The organism is Nodosilinea nodulosa PCC 7104 (genome assembly GCF_000309385.1).
Classification (GTDB): domain Bacteria; phylum Cyanobacteriota; class Cyanobacteriia; order Phormidesmidales; family Phormidesmidaceae; genus Nodosilinea; species Nodosilinea nodulosa.
The window spans coordinates 3323043-3347685 of the sequence record NZ_JH976537.1; the positions used below are offsets into that span (position 1 = coordinate 3323043).

Genomic DNA, 24643 nt, shown 5'->3' on the forward strand with positions numbered 1-24643 from the left:
TGACTTGACCACCCATTCACACCAGGACGCCTACCATGCCACCCCTCTCTCGCTGGACCATGACCCTGCCCCTGGCGATCGCCTGCCTGTCGCCCGCCCTTGTCGCCCCCGCCGTGGCTGATCCGGCTGCGACCCCGTCGCCCAGGGCTGAACCCGTCGTATCTCTCTTTTGCTACATGGTCACCACCGACGGCCAGGTGCGCGACCTGTCCTCGCTGTGCGGCGACACCTCTGAAACCGCCGTTGCCCCCCGTCAGGCGGTGGCCCAAAACCAGAACGGTGAGGTCTGCTATTTCCTCGACAGCAACGGCAAGCCCTGTACGGTGGCGGGTCGACCTGCGGCTGGGAATTAGGCCCGGATCTGGCTGACAGTTCAGCGCATTCCCCCTAAAAAAATATCTCGTTCAGGAGTGCGGCAGGCCCCAGCAAAGCCGCCCCAGAGCAGCAAGCAGCACCTATTTTGGAGTGAGATTAGACCATGACAACAGCAGGCTCGGTATGGCAGCAGCTCCGACACAAAAAACTCGATCTGGATCAGGCTCTATCGCTGCTGGTGAATGAGCAGGGCCGGGTGAATCTGGTTTTACTCGATCGCGAAGTCAGCGATCGCTTTTTTCGAGACTGCCAAGATCATCCTGCGCTGCCGCCGATTTTGCCGCTGCTGCTGTGGCGCAACCGCTACTACCTGGGCAGCCCCTCGCCGCTAGCGCCAGAGGACATTGATCAGCTCAGCGATCGCACCTCGACCGAAATTGTCATTATCAACATCAGCACCAAAAGCTATCACGCCTGGTTTCGCTTGCAGCGGCTCGACACCAACAAAATCGACGCCGAGCAGGTGATCAACCCGCTGACCGGCGAGCTGGAATCGGAGGATATTGGCGAGATTACCGAGCTGTTTCTGTCCAAAGCCGTCGATCAAATCAGCCGGATTAAAACGATTATTTCGGGCGCGCTGCGCAACCGGGCCAGCGATATTCACCTGGAGCCGATCCGCGCAGGGCTGCTGGTGCGCTACCGCATTGACGGCATTTTGCACGACATTACAACGCTGCCCCCCGACATCAGCCGCCGGGTGATCGTCGCCCTCAAGGTGATGTGCAAAATGAACATTGCCGAAAGCCGGGTGCCCCAGGATGCCCGGATTGGCGATCGCTACTCGAAGACCTCCGACCTCGATGTCGAGCTGGACATGCGGGTCAGCACCCTGCCCTGCATCAACGGCGAAAAGGCCGTCATTCGCTTGCTGCCCCAGGAAAACCCCTTCACCACCATCAAAGAGCTGGGCTTTACCCCCCCGGCCCTTGAAATCTACGAAAACTGGCTGCGCCAGCCCCAGGGCATGATTATCTTTACCGGGCCAACCGGCTCGGGCAAAACCAGCACCCTCTACACCAGCCTGCAGCGGGTGGCCACCGAGCAGGTCAACGTGGTGACGGTGGAAGACCCGGTCGAGTACATTCTGCCGCGCATTACCCAAACCCAGGTGCACGAGGCGGCGGGCATGACCTTCGCCGCCGGAATGCGGGCCATTCTGCGCCAGGACCCCGACATCATTATGGTGGGCGAAGTGCGCGACAACGAAACCGCCGAGACCGCCGTGCGCGCCGCCCTTACCGGCCACCTGGTGCTGACCACCCTGCACACCAACGACGCGGTCAGCGCCATCCCCCGCCTCAAGGACATTGGCCCCGACCCCAGCCTGATCAGCGATGCCCTGCTGGGAATTGTAGCCCAGCGCCTGGTGCGCAAGGTCTGTCCCCACTGCGCCGTGCCCCACGAGCCGACCGCCCAGGACCTCAAAATGCTCGGCATTACCTACGATCAGGCCCATGCCGACCAGTGGCGCATCGGCAAAGGCTGTCTGAAATGCTTTAACTCCGGCTACGCAGGCCGCGAAGCCGTAGTGGAACTGCTCAACGTAGACGATACCGTTCGCCAGATTATCTACGAAGGCACCCTGACCCAGCTCCACCGCTACCTGCACAAGTGCGGGCTGGAGTCTTTCCGAAAGGCGGCGATCGCCAAAGTCACCACCGGCCTCACCACCATGTCCGAAATTCTGCGGGTGCTCCCCTACAGCGCCTTCCACAAGCGCCATCACCTCCAAGAAGGAGCGGCCTTCAAGGCAAATCTGCGCAAACCCAGCCTCCACACCGCCGGCTAACGATCCCCCACCCTCCCCCATCTCCCCCATCTCCCCCACCTCCCCTATCTCCCCCACCTCCCTTTATCTCCCCACTTCCCCATCCGGTGAAAACAGCCGCGTTTCGAGCCAGTAACCCACTGCTACCCCCGCGATCGCCGCCACCATTAGCCCCAATTTATGAGGCAATCCATTCGCCAAAACAGATGCCAGGGCCGCAACGGCGATCGCTCCCACCATCGGCCTCGTCGTCGCGTAGGGCACGACCATGCCAATAAACGTCGCCACCATGGCAAAGTCCAGCCCCCAGGCCGCCGCGTTGGGGATCAGCTGCCCCGCCGTCAGCCCCAGCAGGGTGCAAAACACCCAGTTGATGTACATGGCCAGGGCCGCACCCAGGTAGTACCAGTGCTTGTGGGGGCTGGGGTCGGGCTGCTGGTAGCGGCGAATGGTGACAGCAAAGACTTCATCGGCCAGAAAAAAGCCGATCGCCGCTTTCCACTTCTGGGGCGCTCCCTGCACATAGGGCAGCAGGCTGGCGGAATAGAGCATGTGCCGCAGGTTTACCACCACCGTGGTGAGCACCACCAGCGGCAGGGTGCTGCCCGCCGCCAGCAGCCCCAGGGCAATAAACTGGGCTGAGCCAGCAAACACAAAGACCGACATGCCCAGGGTGGCCCCAAAAGACAGGCCGCTGCCCTGGGCCAGGGTGCCAAAAATAATGCCAAAGGGAATCGCCCCCACCACCAGGGGAAAAATGTCGCGGGCCCCGGCCCGGCTCTCTTGCCAGGGCGATTTCACGATGAACTCGGTTGAGCTAGACAAAAGAAATCTCCTAAACCCGGATGACTCTCTCTATTTTGAGTTAGAAGAAAGAAGAGGTATCACGATTTTTCGCTATGGCAGACGCTCCCCAATCGATTTGCATTCTCGGCGGCGGCTTTGGCGGCCTCTACACGGCCCTGCGCCTGAGCCAGCTGCCCTGGGAGGGCACCTCGCCCACCATTACCCTGGTGGACTGCAACGATCGCTTTCTCTTTCTGCCCCTCCTCTACGAACTGGTCACCGACGAGCTGCAAACCTGGGAAATTGCCCCCCCCTACACCGAACTGCTGGCCGGTACCCCGGTGCAGTTTCGCCAGGCCGCAGTTGCCGCCATTGATTTGGATCAACACCGGGTCAGCCTCGGCGACGGCATGATGCTCACCTACGATCGCCTGGTGCTGGCCCTGGGGGGCACCACGCCCATGGACATGGCCCCCGGCGTGGCCGAGCACGCCCTGGCCTTTCGCACCCTCGACGATGCCTACCAGCTCAAGGAGCGCCTGCGCCTGCTAGAAGCCTCCGACGCTGAGAAAATCCGCGTGGCGGTGGTGGGCGGCGGCTACAGCGGCGTGGAGCTGGCCTGCAAAGTGGCGGAACATTTAGGAGAGCGCGGCCGCATCCGCCTGATTGAACGCACCGACATGATTCTCCGCACCTCGCCAGAGCACAACCGCGAGGTGGCCCAGAAAGCTCTCTCGGACCTGGGCGTGTGGGTTGATCTCGAAACCGCCGTGGATAGCGTCACCGCCGACACCATTACCCTCACCTACCGCGAACAGACCGACATTTTGCCCGTCGATCTGGTGCTCTGGACGGTGGGTACTAAGGTAAACGAGGTGATTGCCAACCTGCCGCTGAAGCACAGCGATCGCCAGCAGGTCGTCGTGCAGCCCACGCTGGAGTCGGTCGATCGCCCCGGCGTGTATGCCCTGGGCGATGTGGCCGACTGCCGCGATGCCGAGGGCCAGCAGATGGCCGCCACCGCCCAGGTGGCCCTGCAACAGGCCGACTTTGTGGGGTGGAATATCTGGGCAGCTCTGTGCGATCGCCCCCAGCTGCCCTTCCGCTACAACCACCTGGGCGAAATGATGACCCTCGGCACCAGCCGCGCCACCCTCACCGGGCTAGGCGTGCAGCTCGACGGCGAACTGGCCCACGTGGCGCGCCGCCTGGCCTACCTCTACCGCATGCCCACCTTTAACCACCAGGTGCGCGTCGGCATCAACTGGATGACAAAGCCGCTGCGGGATCTGCTGGCGGGGTCTGCCTCTTAGCTCGAAATCTAGCGCCCCCAAGCCAGCATTGTCGTCAGCGATACCTCTCCAATCTCCAATCTCATCTTAGTGGGACAGATTGATCTGCTCCCCCAGCTTTTTGGTACCGTTATCATCCCCGCCGCCGTTTATCAAGAACTCCTCGCTAACGGCAAAAATCACCCGGTTACCCAAACCCTACAGTCCCTGGAGTGGCTAGAAATCCGTTCCATCAGCGACCAGGGTCGCGTAGATGCCCTTGAGCGCGATCGCAACCTTGACCCTGGAGAAGCCAATGCGATCGTCTTAGCGTTAGAGCTTCAAGCTACTCAACCCCTCATCGACGAGCGCTTGGGACGCCTCGAAGCGAAGCGACAGGGCTTGCGCGTCACCGGCATATTAGGCGTTTTATTGGCGGCCAAGCGGCAAACCTTACTTTCAGAAATTCGCCCAGTCATGAATGCGCTGATTCAGCAAGCCAACTTTCGCATTAGCCCCCAGCTCTATCGTGAAGTTTTGCAGCTAGCAGGAGAGTAACCAGGCTATAGTGAAAAAACTCCTCAAAGCCCTATTTTCTCGTTTTCTTGTACTGGGCGGCAAAACGTCAAGAGCGGCCAAATTGCCTATGATTTACAATTGGCAAGTCTGGATGCAAGAGAAAAGAATCCGCCCACCCGTCCACCGCCCAGCATAGGGAGATGACCGACTGGTGCGGAAGTTCTAAAAGTTACATCGGAGTAGTAAATTACGCTATCTATCGAACTGTTCTTCCATCGCCAGCCGACTTTGTCGCCAAACTTTTCCCAAGTCTTATCACCCGGATAGTGGCCGTCGAGTTTTGCCCCACACTCAACGTAAATTTGCTTTTGCACGCTAAAGCCGAATCGCCCCTTACTATAGTTTACCCATAGCTGGTCAATGGTCAGTAGGTCAGCGCAGGGAAAGCTTAATAGCTCTGCATCTCGAATCCAGTCACCATCTTGGCGACCAACGACCTCCAACATACGGAGATAAGTTTCATAATCAGCGGCTTCCCAGTCACCTGTCTTGAGAAAGCCGTGTAGCTTTCTATAGTCGATACCTTTATCTGAATTGAGCAAGTCTTTAGCATCAGAGGAAAACGCAGTTTCACACTCCTGAAGCCTGGACATGAGAGTGTGTAGACATTGCATGCTACCTCCCCAGGCAGGAATGAAGGGCAAGTGCCCTTGAGGAGCTAAATTGCTAAAATCCAGGTCTTTGCGTCTTTTCCAAGCAATTTTGAGCCAGCCTACTCTTTCCCCAAAGCAACGAGCAATATCAATATCCAATAACTTGTCTTTGAAATTGTCTCCGCATTCAAGGAGAATCCTCTTTTGCACGGTGAGTCCAAAATTTTCATTACTGTACTTTGTCCACAACCTGTCAATGGTCAGTAAATCAGTGCTAGGGAAGTTCGCAAAGTCATCATCAGTTAAATAACCTTCGGTTTCTTTCCTGAGAACTCGTAATGTGATTGCTTGAGTTTCTTGATCAGCGGCATTCCAGCTACCTATCCTCAACAAATCTCGCAGATTTCTGTAGTCGATTCCTGTCTCAGATTCCAATAAATCTTCGCTAGCGGTTTCACTGCTCAATACTGGTTCCGGAGAAGTTTCATCAGTTCCACAGAAATCTGCTGTAAGCACATCGTTAACCGTTGTAGTGGAAGCAGTGACCGACCGGCTTGAGATGTCTCCAGTGTTAGGCGTCTGAATCTTGTCAGGTTCCTGAATCGCTCGATTCTGGAGCTGACTACGAATCTCTGCCCACAGGTTCATCACCTCCAGATCGGCTCCCATTGCCAGGGCATTAAGCCGAATGCAGATTTGCTCAGCCAGGGCTGGATTGGTCTGCTTATATCGATGTACATCCAGCTTTAGCAGGTCGATATCGGCCTGTCGGGCATACTGCGGAATCAGAATAAAGTGCTGCTTTTCGATCGGGTCTACGCTGATGCGGGGCACCTGGGCCGGAGCTTTGCCGTACTGTTGGCAGAGAGCGGGTACTCGCTGCGTTAAGTAGCGGCCCAGGCGCTCTACAGTGGCGCAGCTGCGCTCTCCTGATAGCTGCAGGGCTTCCAAAAAAGCATAGGTAAACGCCCCCTGCCCCAGCTCCTCAATTTCCCAGGCTTTTTGCGTTGGCTGGCACGAGGCCAGAGTAATCACGCCCTTCTGGCTGTCTCGGCCAATGCCTAACCCGTCGCGGCTGCCCTGGCTGCGGCAGGCATCTAAAATCATAATCACGTTATCGGCCCCGCAGCGGCTGAGGCGCTCTTGCACATAGTTCACCGTCAGCCCGGCGATCACCTCGGCCCCGCGCGAGTTGGCATCCATCGGCATCAGGTAATCGCGGTCTTGGTGGCGCTCGCCATGGCCCGCAAAGAAAAACCAGCAGTTGTCGCCCGTGCTCAAAAAGGGGCTCTCGAAGCGATCTTGCAAAAAGGTGATCAGGTTGCCGTAGGTGGGTTGGGTAGGAATGGTTTGACCCGTAGGCAGAGTCAGCGGAGGTGAATTGTCGGTAAAAAAGCACACCTCGAACCCGGCACTGGCAAAAAAATCTTTGACCCGCTCGGCATCTTGCTTGGCATACTTCAGCGGAGCAAAGTTCACCGGGTTGTAGTCGTTAATGCCAATGACCAGCGCCCAGTTTTTCGCCATCTCGCCAAATAAGCTACTGATTTAAGCCTTTTTCTTGAAGCGCAGCGTCATTGCGCCGCTGCCGCCCACCTTTGTGCCCGATCCTAACAGGCTCAACTGCCCTTCGCCACTGACCTCAACTGACAGCTCAATCTCGTCAAGCTCCATACTGCCGAGTTCCGTCGCGCGAGCCTGGGCGTGCTGTATCACCCGACCCATGGTTTGCAAAAAGTCGGCCATGCCCTGCTCTAGCTTCTCCGCCGAAACCGGAATGCCAGGACGACTGACCGCTGATGTACGGGGTTGGTCATCGGCGTAGGGGTTGCGAGGATTGTTGCCATCCCGCCCCCCACTAGGGGCTGTATCTGTAATGACGTAGATATAGTCGTCAGCCATGGCAGATTTCAGTAATGACGGAGGTTGCGTGCTCTGCAAGTTTAACCTTCAAAACTGGGTTCCCTCATATCCTTCTTGAGCTGTGGCAGTGATCACGCTCAGAACAACGCTCTAGTCGCCCGAAATGCAGCCGGTGAAAAACTCCCTGCAACAGTCTGTCATAATGCATCTGAGAATTTTGGACGCCAGGACAGGCCCATGAAAATCAACGACAAGCCCACCAGAACCATTCGCCTGCACGAAGATAATCCTCGCGTGGTGCAGGTGATCGATCAGCGCCAGCTGCCCCACCAGCTCACCTGGATGGACCTGAATTCAGTGAATGAAGCCGCCTACGCGATCAAAGACATGGTGGTGCGGGGCGCGCCGCTGATTGGGGCCACCGCCGCCATGGGCATGTACCTGGCTGCCCTGGAAGCCGTTGATGTAGACGACTTTCGCGACTTCTTGCACCAGGCTGCCCACACCCTGGGCCAGACCCGCCCCACCGCCGTCAATTTGCACTGGGCGCTGACCTCCCAGCTCCACGCCCTGCGAGAGGTGGCCACGGCCCCAGAGGCGGTCGATCGCCTGCGCCAAAATGCCGAAGCCATCATCGACGCCGATGAAGAGCAGTGCCGCCAGATCGGCCTCCACGGCGTCAAATTGATCGAGGAGATCCACGATCGCACCGGGCAGACCGTCAACATTTTGACTCACTGCAATGCTGGCTGGCTGGCCTGCGTCGACTGGGGCACCGCCACCTCGCCCATCTACCACGCCCACGATCGCGGCATTCCGGTGCATGTCTGGGTCGATGAGACTCGTCCGCGTAACCAGGGGGCCAAGCTCACCGCCTGGGAACTGGGCCAGCACGGCGTACCCCACACGGTGATACCCGACAACGCCGGGGGGCACCTGATGCAGCACGGCATGGTCGATCTGGCGATCGTGGGCAGCGATCGCACCACCCGCCAGGGCGATGTCGCCAACAAAATCGGCACCTACCTCAAGGCCCTAGCCGCCCACGACAACGGCGTGCCCTTCTACGTCGCTCTGCCCTCCTCTACCCTCGACTGGACGCTGCGGGATGGGGTGAAAGAAATCCCCATCGAGCAGCGCAGCCCGGACGAGGTGAAATATATGGATGGCCTCTCGCCCCACGGCGTTACTTCGGTGCTGATTTGCCCTGAGTCTTCCCCAGCGGCCAACTATGGGTTTGACGTTACGCCCGCCCGCCTGGTGACGGGGCTGATTACCGAACGGGGTATTTGCCCAGCCTCGGAGGCTGGGCTGCTGGGCCTGTTTCCCGAGCAGACGGCATAAGGCCATGGTTTATGACCATGGCCTTGGGGGGCATTCTGTGACACGGGCTCATCTGCCAGACGAGCCCGTAGCCTATTTCGCTGGGGTTTCGCCGTTGGCCAGCCAGTGGGCGCAGTCGGCCCCGAGCTGGGTTTCGGCTACGGTCTCATACCAGTGGATATCTTCGGTGGTGAGGGTATCGCGCCAGCGGCCATTGGTGCCCTTGTTGATAAAGGTTTTGGCCCCGCCCTCAAAGATTTGGCCCGCCAGGGGCACGACCTGCTCGGCGTGGTTCTTCATGTAGTCAAAGGTGCAGTGCTCTACGATCGCGTCCCAGCGGGCCTGATCGATGGGGATGTCGAGAAACGCGGCGATGCGGCGCATTTGGCCGGGCATGTCCTGCTTGAGCTGGGCGTAGTGCACCATCAGCACGTTGGGCAGGTGGCGAATCTCCCACCAGGAGCGCACATTCTCCCACATCGACCAGAAGGGATAGCCATCCCCCTGTAGCCAGTCGTGGAAGTACTGGCGAATGGAGCTGGGGGGCGGCTCAATCGGTGGCCCCACCAGGCCGGGGGTGTTGTTCAAAATGTCGTAAAACATGCCGTTGGCGCTGGCGTGGTGGTTGTAGAGGCTCCAGAGCACGTCGCGCCCATCGCGGCCAATGTAGATGTACTTGGCCTGGGGCGAAAAGACCAGGGCATCGACGGGCAGGTGGGTCTTGAGAAAGCGGCGGTGAGTTTGGGCTTCCACCGCCGCCATTTTCTCCGGGGCGGGGGGCACCCGCAGATCCATCCAGGGCGACATTTCGCTGACGTTGAGCCCTTCCTGGCCGTTGAAAATCAGCTGGGCCACGATCTGCTGCATCCACGTGGTGCCCGATTTGGCGTAGGTGGCAATGATGACGTCGTCGTCGCGAAACTGAAAGTCGTTCCAAATAGTTGAATCGAAATGGTGGCTGTGCAGCTCGCGGGTTTTGCTTGGCCAAAAATGGGTTCCTGCGCCGGACTGATTTGCCAATGGGGGTTGAGCAGGCTTGTCGATGGCTTGGGTCATGAATGGGTCTCCTTCGGAAACGTAAAACGTAGTGGTTGTTACACAGCTCTGGTAGCTACAAGCTGTTGGGCAGAGTTTTCGGATGCATGGGAGGGGGGATGGGGGGAGGGGGAGATGGGGGGGATGGAGGGGATGGGGGAGAAGGGGGGCTATCTCTGGCGATTAGGAAGGTATTTCAATGACGGACCTCGCGCTGGCTCCCTGGTGGAGTGGGAGGAACTCTTGGTTTGCGGCTCTGCCGCCTGAAATTGGCGGCAGAGTTGCTAAAGTGCATTCCAAGGCAGAGCATGGGCACCAGAGGCCGCGAAGGCTACCGAGGATCTAGAACAAAATCGACGGCAGAAAGGCCCCGGCGGGCTGGTGGTAGAGGCCGCGGCTCATGAGCGTCATGGGTTGAACGACGCGCAGGCCATGCTCCAGGCACCAGCGAAACAGGGAACTGTTGCGGGTGGGCAGCAAAAAGCCGGGACCGTCGAAGGCGGGAGCCGCGCCAATTAGGGCTTTGAGGGCTTCGTTGTGGTAACCCACCGCATGGCCAAAGAAGCCCAGCCCCGTGGCGTAGCCGACGATCTGGCCGTTGTGCTCGACCAGGGTGGCGGTGCCCTGGTCGATGGCTTGGCGCAGTTCGCTGCTGCGGGTGAAGCCGTGGACTTGCAGGCAGAGGCGATCGCACTCTGCCACATCCACCTCGGTGGCGGGCCGCACCGGGTAGCCGGGGATGGCCAGGTTAAGCGCTGGCCCCTGGAGGTTGGCCAGGGGTTCTTGCACATCAAAGCCCAGCTTGATGTAGAGCGACAGCGATCGGTTGTGGAAGGCGGTCTGGACCAGGCGCACGCCAGCGAATCCCTGCTGCTCGGCGCGATCGAGCACAGATTCCATCAGGCGGCGGCCCAGGCTGGCGTTTTGAACCGCCGGGGTGACGGTGATGGGGCCAACGCCTGCGATCGCAGACTCTTCCCAGAGAAAGTTGCTGCCCACGACCTGCCCGGCCGCCTCCGCCACCACTGAGTAGACGTTGGGGTGGGCAAACAGCATGCCCATCATGCCCTGAACCACCTCCTGGTTGGAAAAGTCGGGCGGGAAGTTGTGCTGTGCGGAAATTTGCCTGAAGGCGTCGTAGCAAATCTGGCCGCAGATCGCGGCATCAGCCGGGGTGCCCCGCCGCAGCGTGAGGGCGGCGGGTGGGGTGGTGGTGTAGACCATGGCGCTAGCTCCGGGCCTCCACTAGGGTCATCTGGTCGATCAGGGCGGGCAGGTGCTCGGGGCTGAGGGCGGCCTGGTACTTGGCGGCCATGGCCGGAGTCAGCAGCTCCAGCATGAGCCGGTTTTCAACCCAAAATTCCACTACGTCAAACAGTCCATCGCGGTTGGCGGCCAGCACTCGCCAGCCTTCGCGATCGCCGATGCGCTCGATTTCTTCTAAGCTAACGGGCACCGAAATCGCCGCATGGAAAGAGATGTACTGGGATTGTTGAGGGGTGACGCGGAACCCAGACTGCCCCTGGTGGGCGCCGGGAATTAGCTCTGAGCCAGCCGGGTAAAACTCGATCAGGGTGCCAAAATCATCCCCCGCCAGGGCCACGTAGCTGCCGGGGTTGGGGGGAAAGGGCGCTACCCGGCCCTGAAAAATCTCGGCCATGACGGTGGCCACGTGCAGAGGGTCGTTGACGCTGACAGAAATGTGGTGAAGCATGGGGTTCTCCTTACAGCTGAGTGAAGGCAATTCTGCGCCGGGTTGGCGCCGCAGAACCGCCGGGGGCATTTCCCCTGGGGAAATGAGAGCCAAAGCCATGGAGCCAGGCCGGGGCAACCTATATCACGGCCTGGTTGCCCCTTCGGCCCTGCTCAATGGTCGGTGTTAACCATGTCCTCAATATCGTCAGAAAGCCCCTGGGCTACCAGAGAAGATACCGACAGATAAGCGGTGACTTAACACCCTCACTTAAGCGTTAGGCGATCGCCCTGGATCGACGGCAGGTTAAAGGGTTGCGCGATCGCCCCAAGCCGTCCTTAACTCGAACTTATCTCGGTTAACTGGCGTAAAATAGATGAACAATTTAGGTGCCATCGCTACGCCCACTCCTTCACGGCGTCCTTCGCCAAACCGTGACCTTATATGACCGCCAAAAAGAGTCGCAGACGGGGAGTCGTGCTATCCCTCACGGGCCAGCGTAAACTTGACGCGGCCCGGCGGCAGCTTGAGCAAACCCTCAACAACGGCGATCGCTTCACCCTCGAAGAACTCAGCGATCGCACCCGCCTCGCCCTCAGCACCGTCACCCGCGTCCTCGACAGCCACCACGGCGTCGACAAGCAAACCCTCGACCAGTTCTTCGCCGCCTTTGGCCTGCTGCTCGAGCGCACCGACTACCAACACCCCAACCCTATTGACCCAACCCCTATCGACCCACCGACCCACCGACCTCTCACTCCCCCATCCCCCCCTCTCCCCTGCTTCCCCTCCACTCCCACCATCGACTGGGGCGAAGCCATCGACGCCTCCCTCTTCTACGGACGCGCCACCGAACTCGACACCCTGGCGCAGTGGATTCAGCGCGATCGCTGCCGCCTGATCGCCATCCTCGGCATGGGTGGGATTGGCAAGACAGCCCTGTCGGTGAAGCTGGCCCAGCGGGTGGGGGCGTGGGAGCGTGGGAGCGTGGGAGCGTGGGAAGGTAAGGAAGGTGAGGGAGATAGGGAAGGTGAGGGAGATAGGGAAGGTAGGGGAGTTATTTCTTCCCCATCTCCCCCATCCCCTTATCCCCTCATCCCCCCATCTCCTCATCCCCCCATCCCCCCATCCCCCTTCTCCGCCATCATCTGGCGCACCCTCCGCAACGCCCCGCCCCTGGAACTCCTGCTGAGCGATCTCATTCAGGTGCTCTCGGGGCAGCAGGAAAGTCCGTCATCGCTGGCGGTGGGGCCGCTGCTCGCGCGGGTGATGCACTACCTGCGGCAGCAGCGCTGTTTGCTGGTGCTCGACAATGGCGAAACCCTGCTGCAAGAGGGGAAGCTCACTGGCGCCTACCGGGAGGGCTACGAGGCCTATGGCGAACTGCTGCGCCAGGTGGGGGAGCTGCCCCACCAGAGCTGTGTGGTGCTGACCAGCCGCGAAAAGCCTTCGACCCTGGCGGCGCTGGAGGGGGAGATGCTGCCGGTGCGATCGCTCACCCTGCCCGGCCTGCACGCCACCGAAACCGATCTGCTGTTTGACACCATTGGCCTATCGCGATCGCCCCAGGGTCGCCACCGACTGCTCGACAGCTACGGCGGCAACCCCCTGGCACTTAAGATCGTGGCCACCTCCATTCGCGAGCTGTTTGGCGGCGATGTCGAAGCCTTTGTGCAGGAAGAAACCACCGTTTTCAACGGTATTCGGCGCCTGCTCGACCAGCAGTATCAGCGCCTCAGCCCCCTGGAGCAGCAGGTGATGGTGTGGCTGGCCATTGACCGCGACTGGGTAGCGATCGCCGATTTGCAAGACGACATTGTGCCCGCCATCCCCAAGCAGCGGCTGCTCGAAACCCTGGAGTCGCTGGCCCGGCGCAGCCTGATTGAGCAAAAACAGGCCCGCTTTACCCAGCAGCCGGTGGTCATGGAGTACGTGACCGAACGCCTGATTGAGCAGATCAGCGACGAAATCATCAACCTGCCCCAGGTGGCCCCAACCGAAGGGCTCCTGATTGACCACTACGCCCTGATCAAGGCCACCGCCAAGGAATACATCCGCGACAGTCAAACCCGCCTGATTTTGCAGCCCATTGTTCACAACCTGTGCGCCCGGTTCAACTCCACCGCTGCCCTCGACCAGCAGATGCAGCGCCTGCTGAGGCTGCTCCGCCAGACCTTTACCCAGAGCTATAGCTACGGCGTCGGCAACCTGATCAACCTGATGCAGGCCCTCAAGCTCGATCTCACCGGCTACGACCTGTCGAGTTTGACCATCCGGCAGGCCTGTCTGCAAAAGACACCCATGCACCGGGTCAACCTGGCCCAGGCTCACCTGATGGCTTGCCGCTTTGCGGAGCCGGTTTCCCACCCCAACTCCATTGCGGTCAGCCCCGACGGCGATTTGGTCGCTACCGGCGGCGAAGACGGCATCGTGCAGATGTGGCAGGTGTCTACCGGGCAGCCAGTGCTCATGCTTCAGGCCCATTCCACCTACGTCTTTGCCCTCACCTTTAGCCCCGACGGCAAAACCCTGGTCAGCGGCAGCATGGATACGGGCATTCGCTTTTGGGATGTGGCCACCGGCAACTGCCTGCAAACCTGGCACTACCAGCATCCCTGGGGGCTGGCCTTTAGCCCCGATGGCACCGTGCTGGCGGGCAGCCTGGGCGACAGCGATCGCTCCATTTTGCTGTGGAACTGGCGCACGGGCGAATGCCTCAAAACCCTCGTCGGCCACAGAGGCCCGGCCAATGGGCTGGCCTTTGCCACCCGCCCCATCAGCCTCGCCCCCGGCGCGCCGCCGCGTCAGCTGCTGGCCAGCTGCGGGCAGGACGGCCTGGTCAAAATTTGGGACGTGGAGAGCGGTGAGTGCCTCCACACCCTGACCGAGCACACCAGCATGTGCTGGGCGATCGCGCTGCATCCCGAGGGCGATCGCGTGGTCACCAGCAGCTTTGACCACACCCTCAAGCTCTGGGATCTGGCCACGGGCACCTGCCTGCAAACCCTGCGCGGACACACGGGCGAAGTCTTTGGGGTCAGCTTTAGCCCCGCCAGCGACCTGGTCTCCGGCGACACCAGATACCTGCTGGCCAGCGCCAGCAGCGATCGCACCATCCGCCTGTGGGATGTGGCCACGGGGCAATGTCTTAACCTGCTCCAGGGCCACGACGACGCTGTTTGGGGAGTCAGATTTGCCGCTGGCCGCGCCCCCGACGGCCAGTGGGCACCCGGCCAAACCCTAGTCAGCATCGGCATGGACCAAACCGTCCGCTTCTGGGACCTCAGCCGCCCCCTCCCCCCCTCCCCCTCTCCCCTCCCTGGCCACTGCCTCAAAACCATCCACGGCGGCAACTCCGGTCTTCGCTCCATCGCCTGCCACCCTCACCAACCCCTGATCGCCAGCGGCGGCCTCGGGCGCGCGATTCGGCTTTGGGATGCAGCGGGCCGCTGTGTGCAAGAACTCACGGGCTACGGCAGCAGCCTGTGGAAGGTGGCCTTTCACCCCCAGGGCGACCTGCTGGCCAGCGCTAGCCTCAACGGCGAAGTGCGAATTTGGGAACTGGCCACCGGACGCTGCCGCCACGTGCTGCGCCGCAACAACTCCTGGATTCAGGCGTTTGGCTATACTCCCCAGGGCTATTTGCTCAGCGCCAGCAGCTCCGATGCCACCCTGCGCTTTTGGGATAGCGACAGCGGCGAATGCTGGCGCAGCATCACCCTAGACTCCGATGCCTACATTCTGGGGCTGGCAGTTCACCCCCAGGGGCACTACTTCGTCACCACCGGCAACGACGGTGCGCTGCGCTGGTGGGATACCGAAACCGGCGCATGTCTGCGGGTCGGCGGCGGCCAGGAAGGCCACACCTGGGGCGTGGCTTTTCATCCCCAGGGGCACCTGATGGCGACAGTGGGCAACAATATCGACATCAAGCTCTGGAATGCCGATACCGGCGAATACCTGGGCCTGCTGATGGGTCACACCGGCATCCACGGCGGGCTGGCGTTTAGCCCCGATGGGTCGCTGATGGTGAGCGGCCGCAGCGATCGCACCCTCCGCGTGTGGGATGTCGCCACCTGGCAGTGCCTGCGGGTGCTCGAAGGCCATACGGGCGTAGTCACCTCCGTCATTTTTCTCAACGCCGTGGCCCCTGGCCATCAGCATCCCCTGGTCGCCACCGGCAGCCTCGACGAAACCATTCGCCTGTGGAGCATCGAAACCGGGGAATGCCTCGCCGTACTGCGCCCCGATCGCCTCTACGAAGCCATGAACATTGCTGGCGTCACCGGCCTCTCGCCCGGAGAAATCGCCACCCTCAAACGCCTGGGCGCCGTAGAGGGACAAGCCGAATGAACTGGCTCACCTCATCGCCATCGCCCTAGCCATTCCAGTTAAGTCATTCCCCCTCAAAACGCCCCCACGCCCCACGCCCCCACGCTCCAACACTCCAACACCCCCACACCCCCACGCCCCCACGCCCCCACGCTCAAACGCCCCCACCTACAAAGATTTACCGTCGATCGCGCAACAACCTACGACGCCAACTCAGAGGTCAGCCTATACCGATTGCGCCCGGCCTCCTTCGCGGCATAGAGAGCCCGATCGGCCAGGGCCATAGCGTCTATAGCATCGGCGGCATCGGCCAGAGGTTTGGGCACCACCAGGTGAATGCCAAAACTCAGGGTGATCTGGCTTGTCGGGGTAGGGCAAGGGTGGGCAATCTGAAGGGCTGCGATCGCGCTTTGAATTTGCTCGACCACTTCCACCGCCCCAGCCAGCTCGGTATTGGGTAAGAGCACCACAAACTCTTCGCCGCCGTAGCGCGCCACGCAGTCGGCGGGCCGCTTGAGGCAGCCCTGCAAGGCCTGGGCCACGGCAACCAGGCAGCGATCGCCACTGGGGTGGCCAAAGGTATCGTTAAACTGTTTGAAATAGTCGATATCGCACAAGATCAGCGCTAGGGGCTGTTTTTCCCGCTGTAGGCGTCGCCATTCCTGCTCTAGCCGGTTATCAAAGCAGCGGCGGTTGGAAATTTGCGTCAACCCATCGGTATTGGAGATCCGTTTTAGCTCCTGGTTGGCCAAACTTAAGCGCTGGTGCAGCTCGGCATGCTGGATTGAAATTTCTAGCTGCTGCACAATTAGGCTCAGCGTCTCTGCCTCCTGCTGCGCCCAGATATGGTTAGAGCAGGCGCTCTGCACCACCAGGCCGCCCCACAGACGACCGTGCTGATAAATCGGTAGGTGCAGGTCTTGGGGGGCGGTGACCAAAAACTTATGGCCTTCGCCCTGGGGGGAGCAGGTCGCGGATTCGGCCAGACAACTCGGCTGGTCTTTGTCCTTTGGGAACGTCAAGGAATTGTGCTGAAGATAGGGGCAGCCTAAGTCCTCGGAATAGAAGTCTGAGGTGGGGATATGCCCTGCGATCGCCAGCAGTTTGTAGCGGTGCGGGGCACACCAGCGGTACACCAGCGCGCGACTGGCTTGCAGCAGGTCTTGAATGGCCTGAACCGTGTTGTTCAGGGTGTCTTGCAGGTTGATTGAGGCATGGATGCCCTGCACAATCTGCCGGGAAATGGTTTCCCACTGGGCCTGGCGCTGGGCCTGTCTGCGCAGCTGACTGAGGTCTAAATGGGTGCGAACCCGGGCCAGCAGTTCGGTGGTATTGAAGGGTTTAGTGATGTAGTCTACCGCGCCACAGTCAAAGGCCTGCCCCAGATGCGCAACCTCATGGCTGGCCGTCAAAAAAATGATGGGAATGTGCACCGTTTCCGGATTTTGTTTCAGTCGATAGCACACGTCGAGGCCGCTCATTTCCGGCATCATTAAGTCCAGCAAAATTAGATCGGGCTTGACATCGGCCAGGCGTTCTAAAACCTGCTGGCCTCGCGTTGCAAAGGTCGTTCGATAGTCCGCCGCCGCCAGCACCCCGTGCAAAATCTTGAGATTTACGGGGACATCATCGACGGCCATAATCAGGGGTTTGGCGGCCTTAAAACCCAGAGACTCAGGCATCGGTAGGGTCTCCCGAAGGGGTTGCTAAGCGAGCCATCAGCGGGTGAGTCAGGCTGTCTAGCAGGGGCGCAAACGCATTTACGGTGTGGGGTAAATGTTCCCAGTCAAATTCATTGAGCTGCCTGGAAAGGGTGTCGATGTAGACAGAGAGCCGCTCATCGGGGTAATCAGCGACCACGGCTCGCAGGCGGTCCAGGAAGGTTTCGAGCGATCGCGTGTCCAGGGTGTGCCGCAGGGTTTGCCATGGGTCCACCGCGATCGCCTCCAGCCGGGCAATCACCTCAGCCAGCCGCTGCTGCGGCAGGGGCGCTGGGTCAGCCGGGGCGGCGGTTGACGGTGGCTGCCCTGGGCTGACAATCTGCTGAATCAGCTTAAACAGCCGCTGGCGCTTCACGGGCTTGTGCAGTAGCTCGGCGTACAGGCCGCTAGCGATCAGCGCGTCGTCGTCGTGGCTCAGGGAAGCCGTGATCAGAATAATGGGAATCGAGCGGGTTAGGTCCTGCTGCTTGAGGATGTGGGCGGCGGCCTGGCCGTCCATGAGGGGCATGCGCAAATCCAGCAAAATCAGGTCCGGCAGGTGCGTCTGGGCCAGCTGCACCCCCTCTAGCCCGTCCTGGGCAAACAACAGCTGGTGGTGGGTGTTTCTAAAGTAGCCGGCAATTAAATCCTGGTTGGATTTGGCGTCGTCTATCACCAAAATGGTCAGCGCTGGCCACTGGTTTACGTCAGCGTCCGCCTCTGCATTGGCTGCGATCGGGCTGTCCTCCGCAGCAATGGCCACCTGGTGGAACCTACAGGTAAACTTACTCCCCTGGCCCAGCTGGCTCTGCACCTCAATGGTGCCGCCCATGAGATGCGTGAGGCGATAGGTAATGGCCAACCCCAGGCCGGTGCCGCCAAACTTGCGATCGCTCTGGCCATAGCTCTGGGTAAAGGCATTAAAAATTAGCTGCTGATCGGCCGTCACAATGCCCATGCCCGTGTCGGAAACGGCGATCGTCAGATCGACCGACTGCTGGTTCGGGCCATCGGGGGGAGGCGCGCAGGAAACCTCGATATCGACGTAGCCCTGTTCCGTAAACTTGAGCGCATTGCCCACCAGATTGAACAAAATCTGCCGCAGCCGCACTTCGTCGAACAGGAGTGCGGTGGGCAGCTCGCTAGCCAAAATCACCCGCAGCTGAACATCTTTCTGGGCGGCTTTCTGCTGAAAAATATGCTGAATGTCCTGAACCAGCAGCGCGATGTTCGTCGGTTCTGGCCGAATGTCCATCTGACCAGCCTCAATTTTAGACAGGTCAAGGATGTCGTTGATGAGCGACATCAGGGTTTTGCCGCTGGACGAGATGGCATCGAGGTAGTCGAGCGCGACCGGATTTTTGATGATGGTTTGCAGCAGATCGCTAAACCCCAGCACGGCGTTCATGGGCGTGCGAATTTCATGGCTCATGTTGGCTAAAAATTCGCTCTTGGCCCGGTTGGCCACCTCGGCATGGGCCGCCGCTTTTTCGAGGGCCACATTGGAAAAGTTGAGCACCGCCAGCATCAGCGTGCTGCGTAAATCTGCGGCGGCTTCGATCTGCTGGGGTAGCCAATCTAGCGACTTGCCGCTGACCAACTCCTTCCACAGGTTAAAGGAGTTGCGGGGGCAAAGCTTTGCCTGCCCGGCCTCATCGACGGTGACGCTGGCGCTGAGTTCACCGGCCCAGTTCACGGTTTGCAGCTGCTCTGAGCGAAACAGCAAAATGTGGTACGAAACCGGCCGAGGCTGCTGCAAGAAAATGGAAATGCCCAGCACCCCCGCCGGTTGGGTATCCCAGGTCTGGCTGGGGGGATAGACATTCCCCAGACATGGGGTGACAAAAATTTGCTCCGGTTCCTGGTGAAACAGCCATTCGATAAAGGTTTGAATATCGGCCTTGGCAGGGGTGCGCCCGACTAGGGCATAGTCCTGGTCTAGCACCAGGGCAACTCCCTCGGCTTCAAACATATCCAGCAGGATCTGGGCATTGGCTGTGAGGGTCTTGAGCACCGCATCTTCGGTTTCGTTGATGTCGATTCTGAGCTGGGCCAGCAGGGCTTTGTTTTGGGTTTGGTAGTAGCTGCGATCGCGCTCTTGGTAGCGCGTGATCTCCAGGCTGGCGACCTTGGCCAGCAGGGTAAACGCCTGCCGAGCCATGGTGGACAGTGGTTTGGGCTGGTAGTGGTGGCAGGCAATCAGCCCCCACAGCCCCTGCTCATCGGTGAGCGAAAGGGACATCGAGCCGCCCACCCCCATCACCTGTAGGTAGTCAATGTGGGGTGATGAGACTCCCCGCAGACTGGCGCTGCCCAGGTCTAGGGGGGCATTGGTGAGGGGGCTGGTGGCTGGCACCAGGGGAACCGGGACATAGCTGAGATCGGGAATAAACCGAAGGGAATTTTTGTAAAACAGCTCCCGCGCCTCGCGGGGAATGTCGGTGGCCGGGTAGTGAAGCCCCAGGTAGCTCTCGCGATCGCTGGCGTTGACCTCGGCGACTACAACCCCGCTCAAGTCGGGCTTAAAACGATAGACCATCACCCGGTCAAACCCCGTGAGCCGCTGGGTTTCGCGGGCAAAGATATCCACTAGCGATTGCAGATCCGAGGCGGTGCTAAAGGCTGCGATCGCCGTGTGGATTTGCCCCAAAAGGTCGTCCACCCCAGCGGCGTCCGACGCCTGAGGCTCCAGCTCCATAAGCAAGGCGTCTTTTTGCCAATGAACCCCAGCCGCAAAGTGCTGCCCGGTGGTGGGGTGGGTCAGCACCCGGTAGGTCGGGGCCTGACTCTGGGCCAGATCGTGCCTCAACGATTTCACGTCGAGTTCGGCAAAGACAGCCGTCAGGGGCTGCCCCATCAGCTCCGCCGCGGGCTGCCGCAAAAACTCTTCGGCGTTGGCGCTGAGCTGCAAAATGTCTAAATCTGGGTAGCCCAGGGAGAGCAAAACACCGTGGGGCTGGATGGTGTCAATAAAGCGAATCGGGTATACGTCGCAGGACTCTAGGGCCAGCAGGTCGGCGTTGTTGAGCGATCGCGAGATTTTTTGGGTAGAAGTGCCAGCCATCTCAGCTCAGTAAAATCAGTAGAAATTTAGTCACGAGAACCCTTGAAAAAATGAGAAGCAGCTCGCTCCTCAGCCCGATCAGCAATGGATTCTAGGTGTACCCTTAAACCCAATTATTACGCCGATCTCGATCAGATACATAGCTTTAGCAAACAAAACATGACGTTACAATTTGAGTCAGAAACTAATTGAAACTCAAAAATGTCGCCATAGAGCTATCTAGTATGTAGAGCCGTTTAGTACACAGAGTGCCCAAAACTCAGTACAGCTTTCTCTGCTGCCGCAGGATTTGGCCCCATCGCTGGGCCGCTCGTTAGGCCGGGCTCAATGGGGTTGCGCGGTGTCCGCCAGCGCCGCTTGCCCCCGGGCGATGACCTGGTCATAGAACGCCTCCAGGGCTGGGTTGCAGCCCCGGCAGCCGCTCACGACCTGCTCGGCCCAGGCGAGGTACTCGCGCCGCCGTTCCGTCGACCAGTCTGCGGGGGGCGAGGCGGTAATATCCTGCACGTTGGCGGTTTTATCGGCAATTTTGATCTGCTGGGCGCGGTGCGACAGATGGGGCGCGTGCTCAATTTGCAGGCGCTTGCGATCGCCCTTGGGCAAGCTCTTGTCGTCGGTCACCTCGTCCACCACCTGCCGCACCTCGGGGCCAAAGAGGCTCTCCAACTCCTCCGGCGTGGTCTCGGTATCCTCTACCGTGTCGTGGAGAATCGCCCCCTGCAGCGTTACCAGGTCGGTTACGCCGCCTTCGCTGGCCAGCAGCCGCGCCACGGCAATGGGGTGATTGATATAGGGCGACGCCGCCCTGTCTTTGCGGCGCTGGTCGCTGTGCTTGGTGGCGGCAAAATGCAGCGCCTCCAGCAGGGCAGCGGCGGCGTTGGATGCGGCTGGGGATGGTTGAGTCATGGGTTCTAAAATAATCACTCTGTTCAGCATGACCGATCTGGCCGCGCAATTGGCTCTGCCCTAAATGGGACTGGCGCTGGGGTTATGCCGAAGGCCCCAGGGGACGGATGGCGGTGGTATTGTCCGGCACGGAGGGCTGCTGGGGCAGCAGAGCAATAATTAAGCCCGCCCTGCTACGTATTAACCCTGAGCCGAGCGCCAAAATGTTCCCCATAACAAAACTTGATATTCCTGGCTCTAGTATCATGGGTGCGATTTTACTATTTGCAAAAACGAAGTGAGGAGTGCTCCGATGAAGCGAAGAATTTTTCTGTCGAGTGCAACCGCTGGGGCCGCAACTACCGTTGCGATCGCTTCCTGCGGGCAGTCGACCACGGGCAGCGGCCCCGCTGTGCAAACCGACGAATCCAAAGCGATCGAATGGCGCATGGCCTCCAGCTATACCCCCAGCCTCGACACCGTCTACGGCGGCAGCGAGGTTTTTGTTGAGCGAGTCAAAGACCTCACCAACGGCAAGTTTCAAATCACCCTCTCGGCAGCTGGGGAGCTAGTACCGGGCTTAGAAGTCCTCGATGCGGTGCAGCAGGGCACCGTTCAGGCCGGACACACCAACTCCTACTACTACCGGGGCAAAAACGAAGCCCTGGCCTTCGACACCGCCGTGCCCTTCGGCTTTAACTACCGCCAGCAAAATGCCTGGCTTTACCAGGGAGGCGGGCTAGATCTTATCCACGAGCTGCTCGCTGACTTCAACATTATTAGCTTCCCCGGCGGCAACTCGGGTACCCAGATGGGCGGCTGGTGGAACAAAGAGATCAACACCCCCGCCGATCTCAAGGGCATCAACATGCGCATTCCTGGCCTCGGTGGCCTGGTCATGGAGCGCCTCGGCGTCAACGTACAAAACCTGGCCGGGGGCGAAATCTTTCAGGCCCTTCAGCTGGGCACCATCGACGCCGCCGAGTTCGTCGGCCCCTACGACGATGAAAAACTGGGCCTGCAAAAAGCCGCCAAAATCTACTATTACCCCGGCTGGTGGGAACCCGGTTCGCAATACTCCTTCTACTTCAACCTCGACGCCTGGAACAGCCTCTCTCCCGCCTACCAGCAGGCCCTCAAGACAGCCGCCAGCGAGGCCCATGTCAACATCATGGCCCGCTACGATGCCCTCAACCCCGGCGCCCTCGACAGCTTGCTCGGCCAGGGCGTCAATTTGAAGCCCTTTTCCGATGACATTATGACCGCTGCCCAAACCACTTCCTTCGATCTGTACGAAGAGCTGGCTTCCAAAGACGAGTCCTATCGCAAGGTCTACGATGCCTGGAAGAAGTTCCGCGAAGGCTCAAACCGCTGGTTCTCAACCGCAGAGCTGAGCTTCAACGAGTTTGTTTTCGCCCAAAAGTCGTAACCTCAGGTTGGCCCAGAATGCTGGCCTCTAACCCTCCCGCCGGGCTAGGTTAGGGGCCAGGTCACAATGCTAGGAAATAAAATTAGCAATATTAGAGCCATCGCCTGAATCGCAATAAACGGAATCACGCCCCTGTAGATACTGGTGGTCTGGATTTCGGGTGGGGCAATGCCGCGCAGATAAAACAGCGAAAAGCCAAAGGGCGGCGTCAAAAACGAGGTTTGCAAGTTGACCCCCAACATGACCCCAAACCAGACCAGGTCAAAACCCAAATCCAGAGCCACCGGAGCCATCAGCGGCACAATAATAAACACAATCTCGAAGTAGTCGAGAAAGAAACCGAGGAAAAATACCAGCAGGTTGACAAACAGCAGAAAGCTGATCTTGCCCCCGGGCAGGTTGGTGAGCAGATGGTCGACGGTCTCAGCCCCCCCAACGCCTCGAAACACCAGGCTAAAGATGGTGGCTCCCAACAGCAGCACAATCACCATGGTGGTCAGCTCTACCGTGGCATCAAGTGCCTCCAGCAGCATTTTGAGCGACAGACGGCGATTCAATGCCGCCAGCACCAGCGCACCCAAAACTCCCATAGCGCCTGCTTCGGTGGGGGTGGCGACCCCGGCAAAAATACTCCCCAGCACCACCAAAATCAGCGTCAGCGGCGGCAGCATCACCCGAAAGATTCGCCTGACCAACTCTGGCTTCGAAATGTCGATCATCTCGGCGGGCAGAGCCGGGGCCATCTCGGGCTTAAAGAACGAGACAACCACGACGTAAATTAGATAAAAGCCAGCTAGGGCCAGACCCGGCACCAGCGACCCCAGAAATAAGTCGCCCACCGATACCCCCAGCTGATCGCCCAGCACAATCAGCACCACGCTGGGGGGAATGACCTGCCCCAGCGTGCCCGAGGCGGCAATTACCCCGGTGGCTAGCGAGGGGCTGTAGCCGTAGCGCAGCATAATTGGCAGCGAAATCATCCCCATGGCCACTACCGTTGCCCCCACCACCCCGGTGGCAGCGGCCAGTAGTGTGCCAACCAAAATTACCCCGATCGCCAGCCCACCCCGCAGACGGCCAAACAAAATGCCAAAGGTCTCCAGCAGGTCTTCGGCCAGGCCCGATCGCTGCAAGACTGTGCCCATCAAAATAAAGAAGGGAATGGCCAGCAGCACGTAATTGCCCATAATGCCAAAAATGCGGTTGGGCAAGGCGCTAAACAGAATCCAGTCGAAATGGCCCAGCAGGCTGCCAATGACGGCAAATAAAATTGCCGTCCCGGCCAGGGCAAAGGCCACGGGGTAGCCCGTAAAAATAATGACTAAAGCACCCAAAAACATCAGCGGGCCAAGGGCATCGCTCATGGGCCAACCTCCTCTGGGTGAATATTCAAAGGGGGAATGCCGCGCAAAATAGCGATCTGCTTGATCGCTTCAGAAATTCCCTGAATGCCCAGCCAGGCAAAGGCAACGGGAATCATGGTTTTGAGGGGGTAGCGGGGCAACCCCGCCGGGTCGGAGGATTGCTCCAGCACTTTCCAAGAGTTGGTTACAGCAGGCAGCGAATAGATAATCACGATCGCACAAAAGGGCAGCAGCAGTAGCAGCGTCCCCAGCAAATCGACCCAGGCCTTTTGCTTGACCGACAGCCGACTGTAAAAAATATCCACCCGCACATGGGAGCCTTTTTGCAGCACGTACGCCGCAGCCAGCAGAAACACCAGGCTAAAGAGATACCACTGCACCTCGATGTAGCGGTTTGAGCTCAGGTTGGTGCCTGTGTAGTGGCTGAGATACCGGGTAACAGCGTTGTAGGCACCCACCGCAGTCATCATCAGCGTCAGACCAATGGTGAGCCAGCCCAGCCAACCGCTAATTCGATCAATCCAACCAGAAACCCGCAGCAAAAACTGCATTGAGTCTCCTCCAGGTATACGACGTAGTA

Annotated in this window: 18 protein-coding genes; 7 read left to right on the top strand and 11 right to left on the bottom strand. The window is 59.6% G+C overall.

Annotation, left to right across the window (positions count from 1 at the left end):
* Positions 1-35 precede the first annotated feature (35 nt).
* On the top strand, positions 36-353 hold the full coding sequence (locus tag LEPTO7104_RS0115285) for a hypothetical protein (protein ID WP_155523654.1): 318 nt from the start codon (positions 36-38) through the stop codon (positions 351-353).
* Between the two features lie 125 nt (positions 354-478).
* Positions 479-2167 carry a GspE/PulE family protein gene (locus LEPTO7104_RS0115290; RefSeq protein ID WP_017299453.1) on the top strand — a complete coding sequence of 563 codons (1689 nt, stop codon included), beginning with the start codon at positions 479-481 and terminating at the stop codon, positions 2165-2167.
* 63 nt (positions 2168-2230) lie between these two features.
* On the opposite strand, the gene LEPTO7104_RS0115295 is transcribed toward LEPTO7104_RS0115290, so the two are convergent.
* Positions 2231-2971, bottom strand: coding sequence for an AzlC family ABC transporter permease (locus LEPTO7104_RS0115295; RefSeq protein WP_225886990.1), 741 nt, complete (start codon positions 2969-2971; stop codon positions 2231-2233).
* A 74-nt stretch (positions 2972-3045) separates the two neighbouring features.
* On the opposite strand from LEPTO7104_RS0115295, the gene LEPTO7104_RS0115300 reads away from it, so the two are divergent.
* Both LEPTO7104_RS0115300 and LEPTO7104_RS0115305 read left to right on the top strand, forming a co-directional pair.
* Positions 3046-4245, top strand: coding sequence for an NAD(P)/FAD-dependent oxidoreductase (locus tag LEPTO7104_RS0115300; protein WP_017299455.1), 1200 nt, complete (start codon positions 3046-3048; stop codon positions 4243-4245).
* 27 nt (positions 4246-4272) lie between these two features.
* On the top strand, positions 4273-4761 hold the full coding sequence (locus LEPTO7104_RS0115305; RefSeq protein WP_040695472.1) for a PIN domain-containing protein: 489 nt from the start codon (positions 4273-4275) through the stop codon (positions 4759-4761).
* A gap of 86 nt (positions 4762-4847) precedes the next feature.
* Here LEPTO7104_RS0115305 and LEPTO7104_RS0115310 read toward each other — a convergent pair whose 3' ends face one another.
* Both LEPTO7104_RS0115310 and LEPTO7104_RS0115315 read right to left on the bottom strand, forming a co-directional pair.
* Positions 4848-6902, bottom strand: a complete 2055-nt coding sequence (locus LEPTO7104_RS0115310) for a GUN4 domain-containing protein (RefSeq protein WP_017299457.1) — start codon at positions 6900-6902, stop codon at positions 4848-4850.
* A gap of 21 nt (positions 6903-6923) precedes the next feature.
* Entirely contained in the window at positions 6924-7277 is a 354-nt protein-coding gene (locus LEPTO7104_RS0115315; protein ID WP_017299458.1) for a Pepco domain-containing protein, read from the bottom strand.
* Positions 7278-7475: 198 nt separating this feature from the next.
* Between LEPTO7104_RS0115315 and mtnA the strand changes: the two genes are divergently transcribed.
* Entirely contained in the window at positions 7476-8582 is a 1107-nt protein-coding gene (gene mtnA, locus LEPTO7104_RS0115320) for an S-methyl-5-thioribose-1-phosphate isomerase (protein ID WP_017299459.1), read from the top strand.
* 72 nt (positions 8583-8654) lie between these two features.
* Here mtnA and LEPTO7104_RS0115325 read toward each other — a convergent pair whose 3' ends face one another.
* From LEPTO7104_RS0115325 to LEPTO7104_RS0115335, 3 genes are all read right to left on the bottom strand, one after another.
* Positions 8655-9617 (bottom strand): sulfotransferase domain-containing protein, encoded by a 963-nt coding sequence (locus LEPTO7104_RS0115325; RefSeq protein WP_017299460.1) that lies wholly within the window; start codon positions 9615-9617, stop codon positions 8655-8657.
* Positions 9618-9938: 321 nt separating this feature from the next.
* On the bottom strand, positions 9939-10820 hold the full coding sequence (locus LEPTO7104_RS0115330; protein ID WP_017299461.1) for a GNAT family N-acetyltransferase: 882 nt from the start codon (positions 10818-10820) through the stop codon (positions 9939-9941).
* A 4-nt stretch (positions 10821-10824) separates the two neighbouring features.
* On the bottom strand, positions 10825-11310 hold the full coding sequence (locus tag LEPTO7104_RS0115335) for a hypothetical protein (RefSeq protein WP_026072750.1): 486 nt from the start codon (positions 11308-11310) through the stop codon (positions 10825-10827).
* 423 nt (positions 11311-11733) lie between these two features.
* Here LEPTO7104_RS0115335 and LEPTO7104_RS0115340 point away from each other — a divergent pair, with 423 nt between their 5' ends.
* A complete protein-coding gene (locus tag LEPTO7104_RS0115340) occupies positions 11734-15642 on the top strand; it encodes a WD40 repeat domain-containing protein (RefSeq protein WP_026072751.1) in 3909 nt (1302 codons plus the stop codon).
* Positions 15643-15821: 179 nt separating this feature from the next.
* Here LEPTO7104_RS0115340 and LEPTO7104_RS37015 read toward each other — a convergent pair whose 3' ends face one another.
* The 3 genes from LEPTO7104_RS37015 to LEPTO7104_RS0115355 all read right to left on the bottom strand — a co-directional run bounded on the left by LEPTO7104_RS37015 (position 15822) and on the right by LEPTO7104_RS0115355 (position 21291).
* Positions 15822-17303, bottom strand: coding sequence for a diguanylate cyclase domain-containing protein (locus LEPTO7104_RS37015; protein WP_017299464.1), 1482 nt, complete (start codon positions 17301-17303; stop codon positions 15822-15824).
* Positions 17296-20385 (bottom strand): ATP-binding protein, encoded by a 3090-nt coding sequence (locus LEPTO7104_RS34020; RefSeq protein WP_017299465.1) that lies wholly within the window; start codon positions 20383-20385, stop codon positions 17296-17298. Before LEPTO7104_RS34020 ends, LEPTO7104_RS37015 begins: the two co-directional genes overlap by 8 nt.
* 324 nt (positions 20386-20709) lie before the next feature.
* Positions 20710-21291 (bottom strand): HD domain-containing protein, encoded by a 582-nt coding sequence (locus LEPTO7104_RS0115355; RefSeq protein ID WP_026072752.1) that lies wholly within the window; start codon positions 21289-21291, stop codon positions 20710-20712.
* Positions 21292-21583: 292 nt separating this feature from the next.
* Between LEPTO7104_RS0115355 and LEPTO7104_RS0115360 the strand changes: the two genes are divergently transcribed.
* Positions 21584-22699 carry a TRAP transporter substrate-binding protein gene (locus LEPTO7104_RS0115360; protein WP_017299467.1) on the top strand — a complete coding sequence of 372 codons (1116 nt, stop codon included), beginning with the start codon at positions 21584-21586 and terminating at the stop codon, positions 22697-22699.
* A gap of 44 nt (positions 22700-22743) precedes the next feature.
* Here LEPTO7104_RS0115360 and LEPTO7104_RS0115365 read toward each other — a convergent pair whose 3' ends face one another.
* Together LEPTO7104_RS0115365 and LEPTO7104_RS0115370 are read right to left on the bottom strand one after the other, a co-directional pair.
* Complete coding sequence (locus LEPTO7104_RS0115365) at positions 22744-24063, bottom strand: TRAP transporter large permease (RefSeq protein ID WP_017299468.1); 1320 nt, start codon at positions 24061-24063, stop codon at positions 22744-22746.
* Positions 24060-24614 carry a TRAP transporter small permease subunit gene (locus LEPTO7104_RS0115370; RefSeq protein WP_017299469.1) on the bottom strand — a complete coding sequence of 185 codons (555 nt, stop codon included), beginning with the start codon at positions 24612-24614 and terminating at the stop codon, positions 24060-24062. The genes LEPTO7104_RS0115365 and LEPTO7104_RS0115370 overlap by 4 nt, the downstream gene beginning before the upstream one ends.
* Between the last annotated feature and the right edge of the window lie 29 nt (positions 24615-24643).

What these genes read in the sequence shown, in the direction of transcription:
- LEPTO7104_RS34020 (WP_017299465.1), bottom strand. Translation starts at nt 20,385, where the DNA reads ATGGCTGGCACTTCTACCCAAAAAATCTCGCGATCGCTCAACAACGCC.
- LEPTO7104_RS0115335 (WP_026072750.1), bottom strand. Translation starts at nt 11,310, where the DNA reads ATGCTTCACCACATTTCTGTCAGCGTCAACGACCCTCTGCACGTGGCC.
- LEPTO7104_RS0115330 (WP_017299461.1), bottom strand. Translation starts at nt 10,820, where the DNA reads ATGGTCTACACCACCACCCCACCCGCCGCCCTCACGCTGCGGCGGGGC.
- LEPTO7104_RS0115290 (WP_017299453.1), top strand. Translation starts at nt 479, where the DNA reads ATGACAACAGCAGGCTCGGTATGGCAGCAGCTCCGACACAAAAAACTC.
- LEPTO7104_RS0115355 (WP_026072752.1), bottom strand. Translation starts at nt 21,291, where the DNA reads ATGACTCAACCATCCCCAGCCGCATCCAACGCCGCCGCTGCCCTGCTG.
- mtnA (WP_017299459.1), top strand. Translation starts at nt 7,476, where the DNA reads ATGAAAATCAACGACAAGCCCACCAGAACCATTCGCCTGCACGAAGAT.
- LEPTO7104_RS0115300 (WP_017299455.1), top strand. Translation starts at nt 3,046, where the DNA reads ATGGCAGACGCTCCCCAATCGATTTGCATTCTCGGCGGCGGCTTTGGC.
- LEPTO7104_RS0115325 (WP_017299460.1), bottom strand. Translation starts at nt 9,617, where the DNA reads ATGACCCAAGCCATCGACAAGCCTGCTCAACCCCCATTGGCAAATCAG.
- LEPTO7104_RS0115360 (WP_017299467.1), top strand. Translation starts at nt 21,584, where the DNA reads ATGAAGCGAAGAATTTTTCTGTCGAGTGCAACCGCTGGGGCCGCAACT.
- LEPTO7104_RS0115315 (WP_017299458.1), bottom strand. Translation starts at nt 7,277, where the DNA reads ATGGCTGACGACTATATCTACGTCATTACAGATACAGCCCCTAGTGGG.
- LEPTO7104_RS0115310 (WP_017299457.1), bottom strand. Translation starts at nt 6,902, where the DNA reads ATGGCGAAAAACTGGGCGCTGGTCATTGGCATTAACGACTACAACCCG.
- LEPTO7104_RS37015 (WP_017299464.1), bottom strand. Translation starts at nt 17,303, where the DNA reads ATGCCTGAGTCTCTGGGTTTTAAGGCCGCCAAACCCCTGATTATGGCC.
- LEPTO7104_RS0115340 (WP_026072751.1), top strand. Translation starts at nt 11,734, where the DNA reads ATGACCGCCAAAAAGAGTCGCAGACGGGGAGTCGTGCTATCCCTCACG.
- LEPTO7104_RS0115370 (WP_017299469.1), bottom strand. Translation starts at nt 24,614, where the DNA reads ATGCAGTTTTTGCTGCGGGTTTCTGGTTGGATTGATCGAATTAGCGGT.
- LEPTO7104_RS0115285 (WP_155523654.1), top strand. Translation starts at nt 36, where the DNA reads ATGCCACCCCTCTCTCGCTGGACCATGACCCTGCCCCTGGCGATCGCC.
- LEPTO7104_RS0115365 (WP_017299468.1), bottom strand. Translation starts at nt 24,063, where the DNA reads ATGAGCGATGCCCTTGGCCCGCTGATGTTTTTGGGTGCTTTAGTCATT.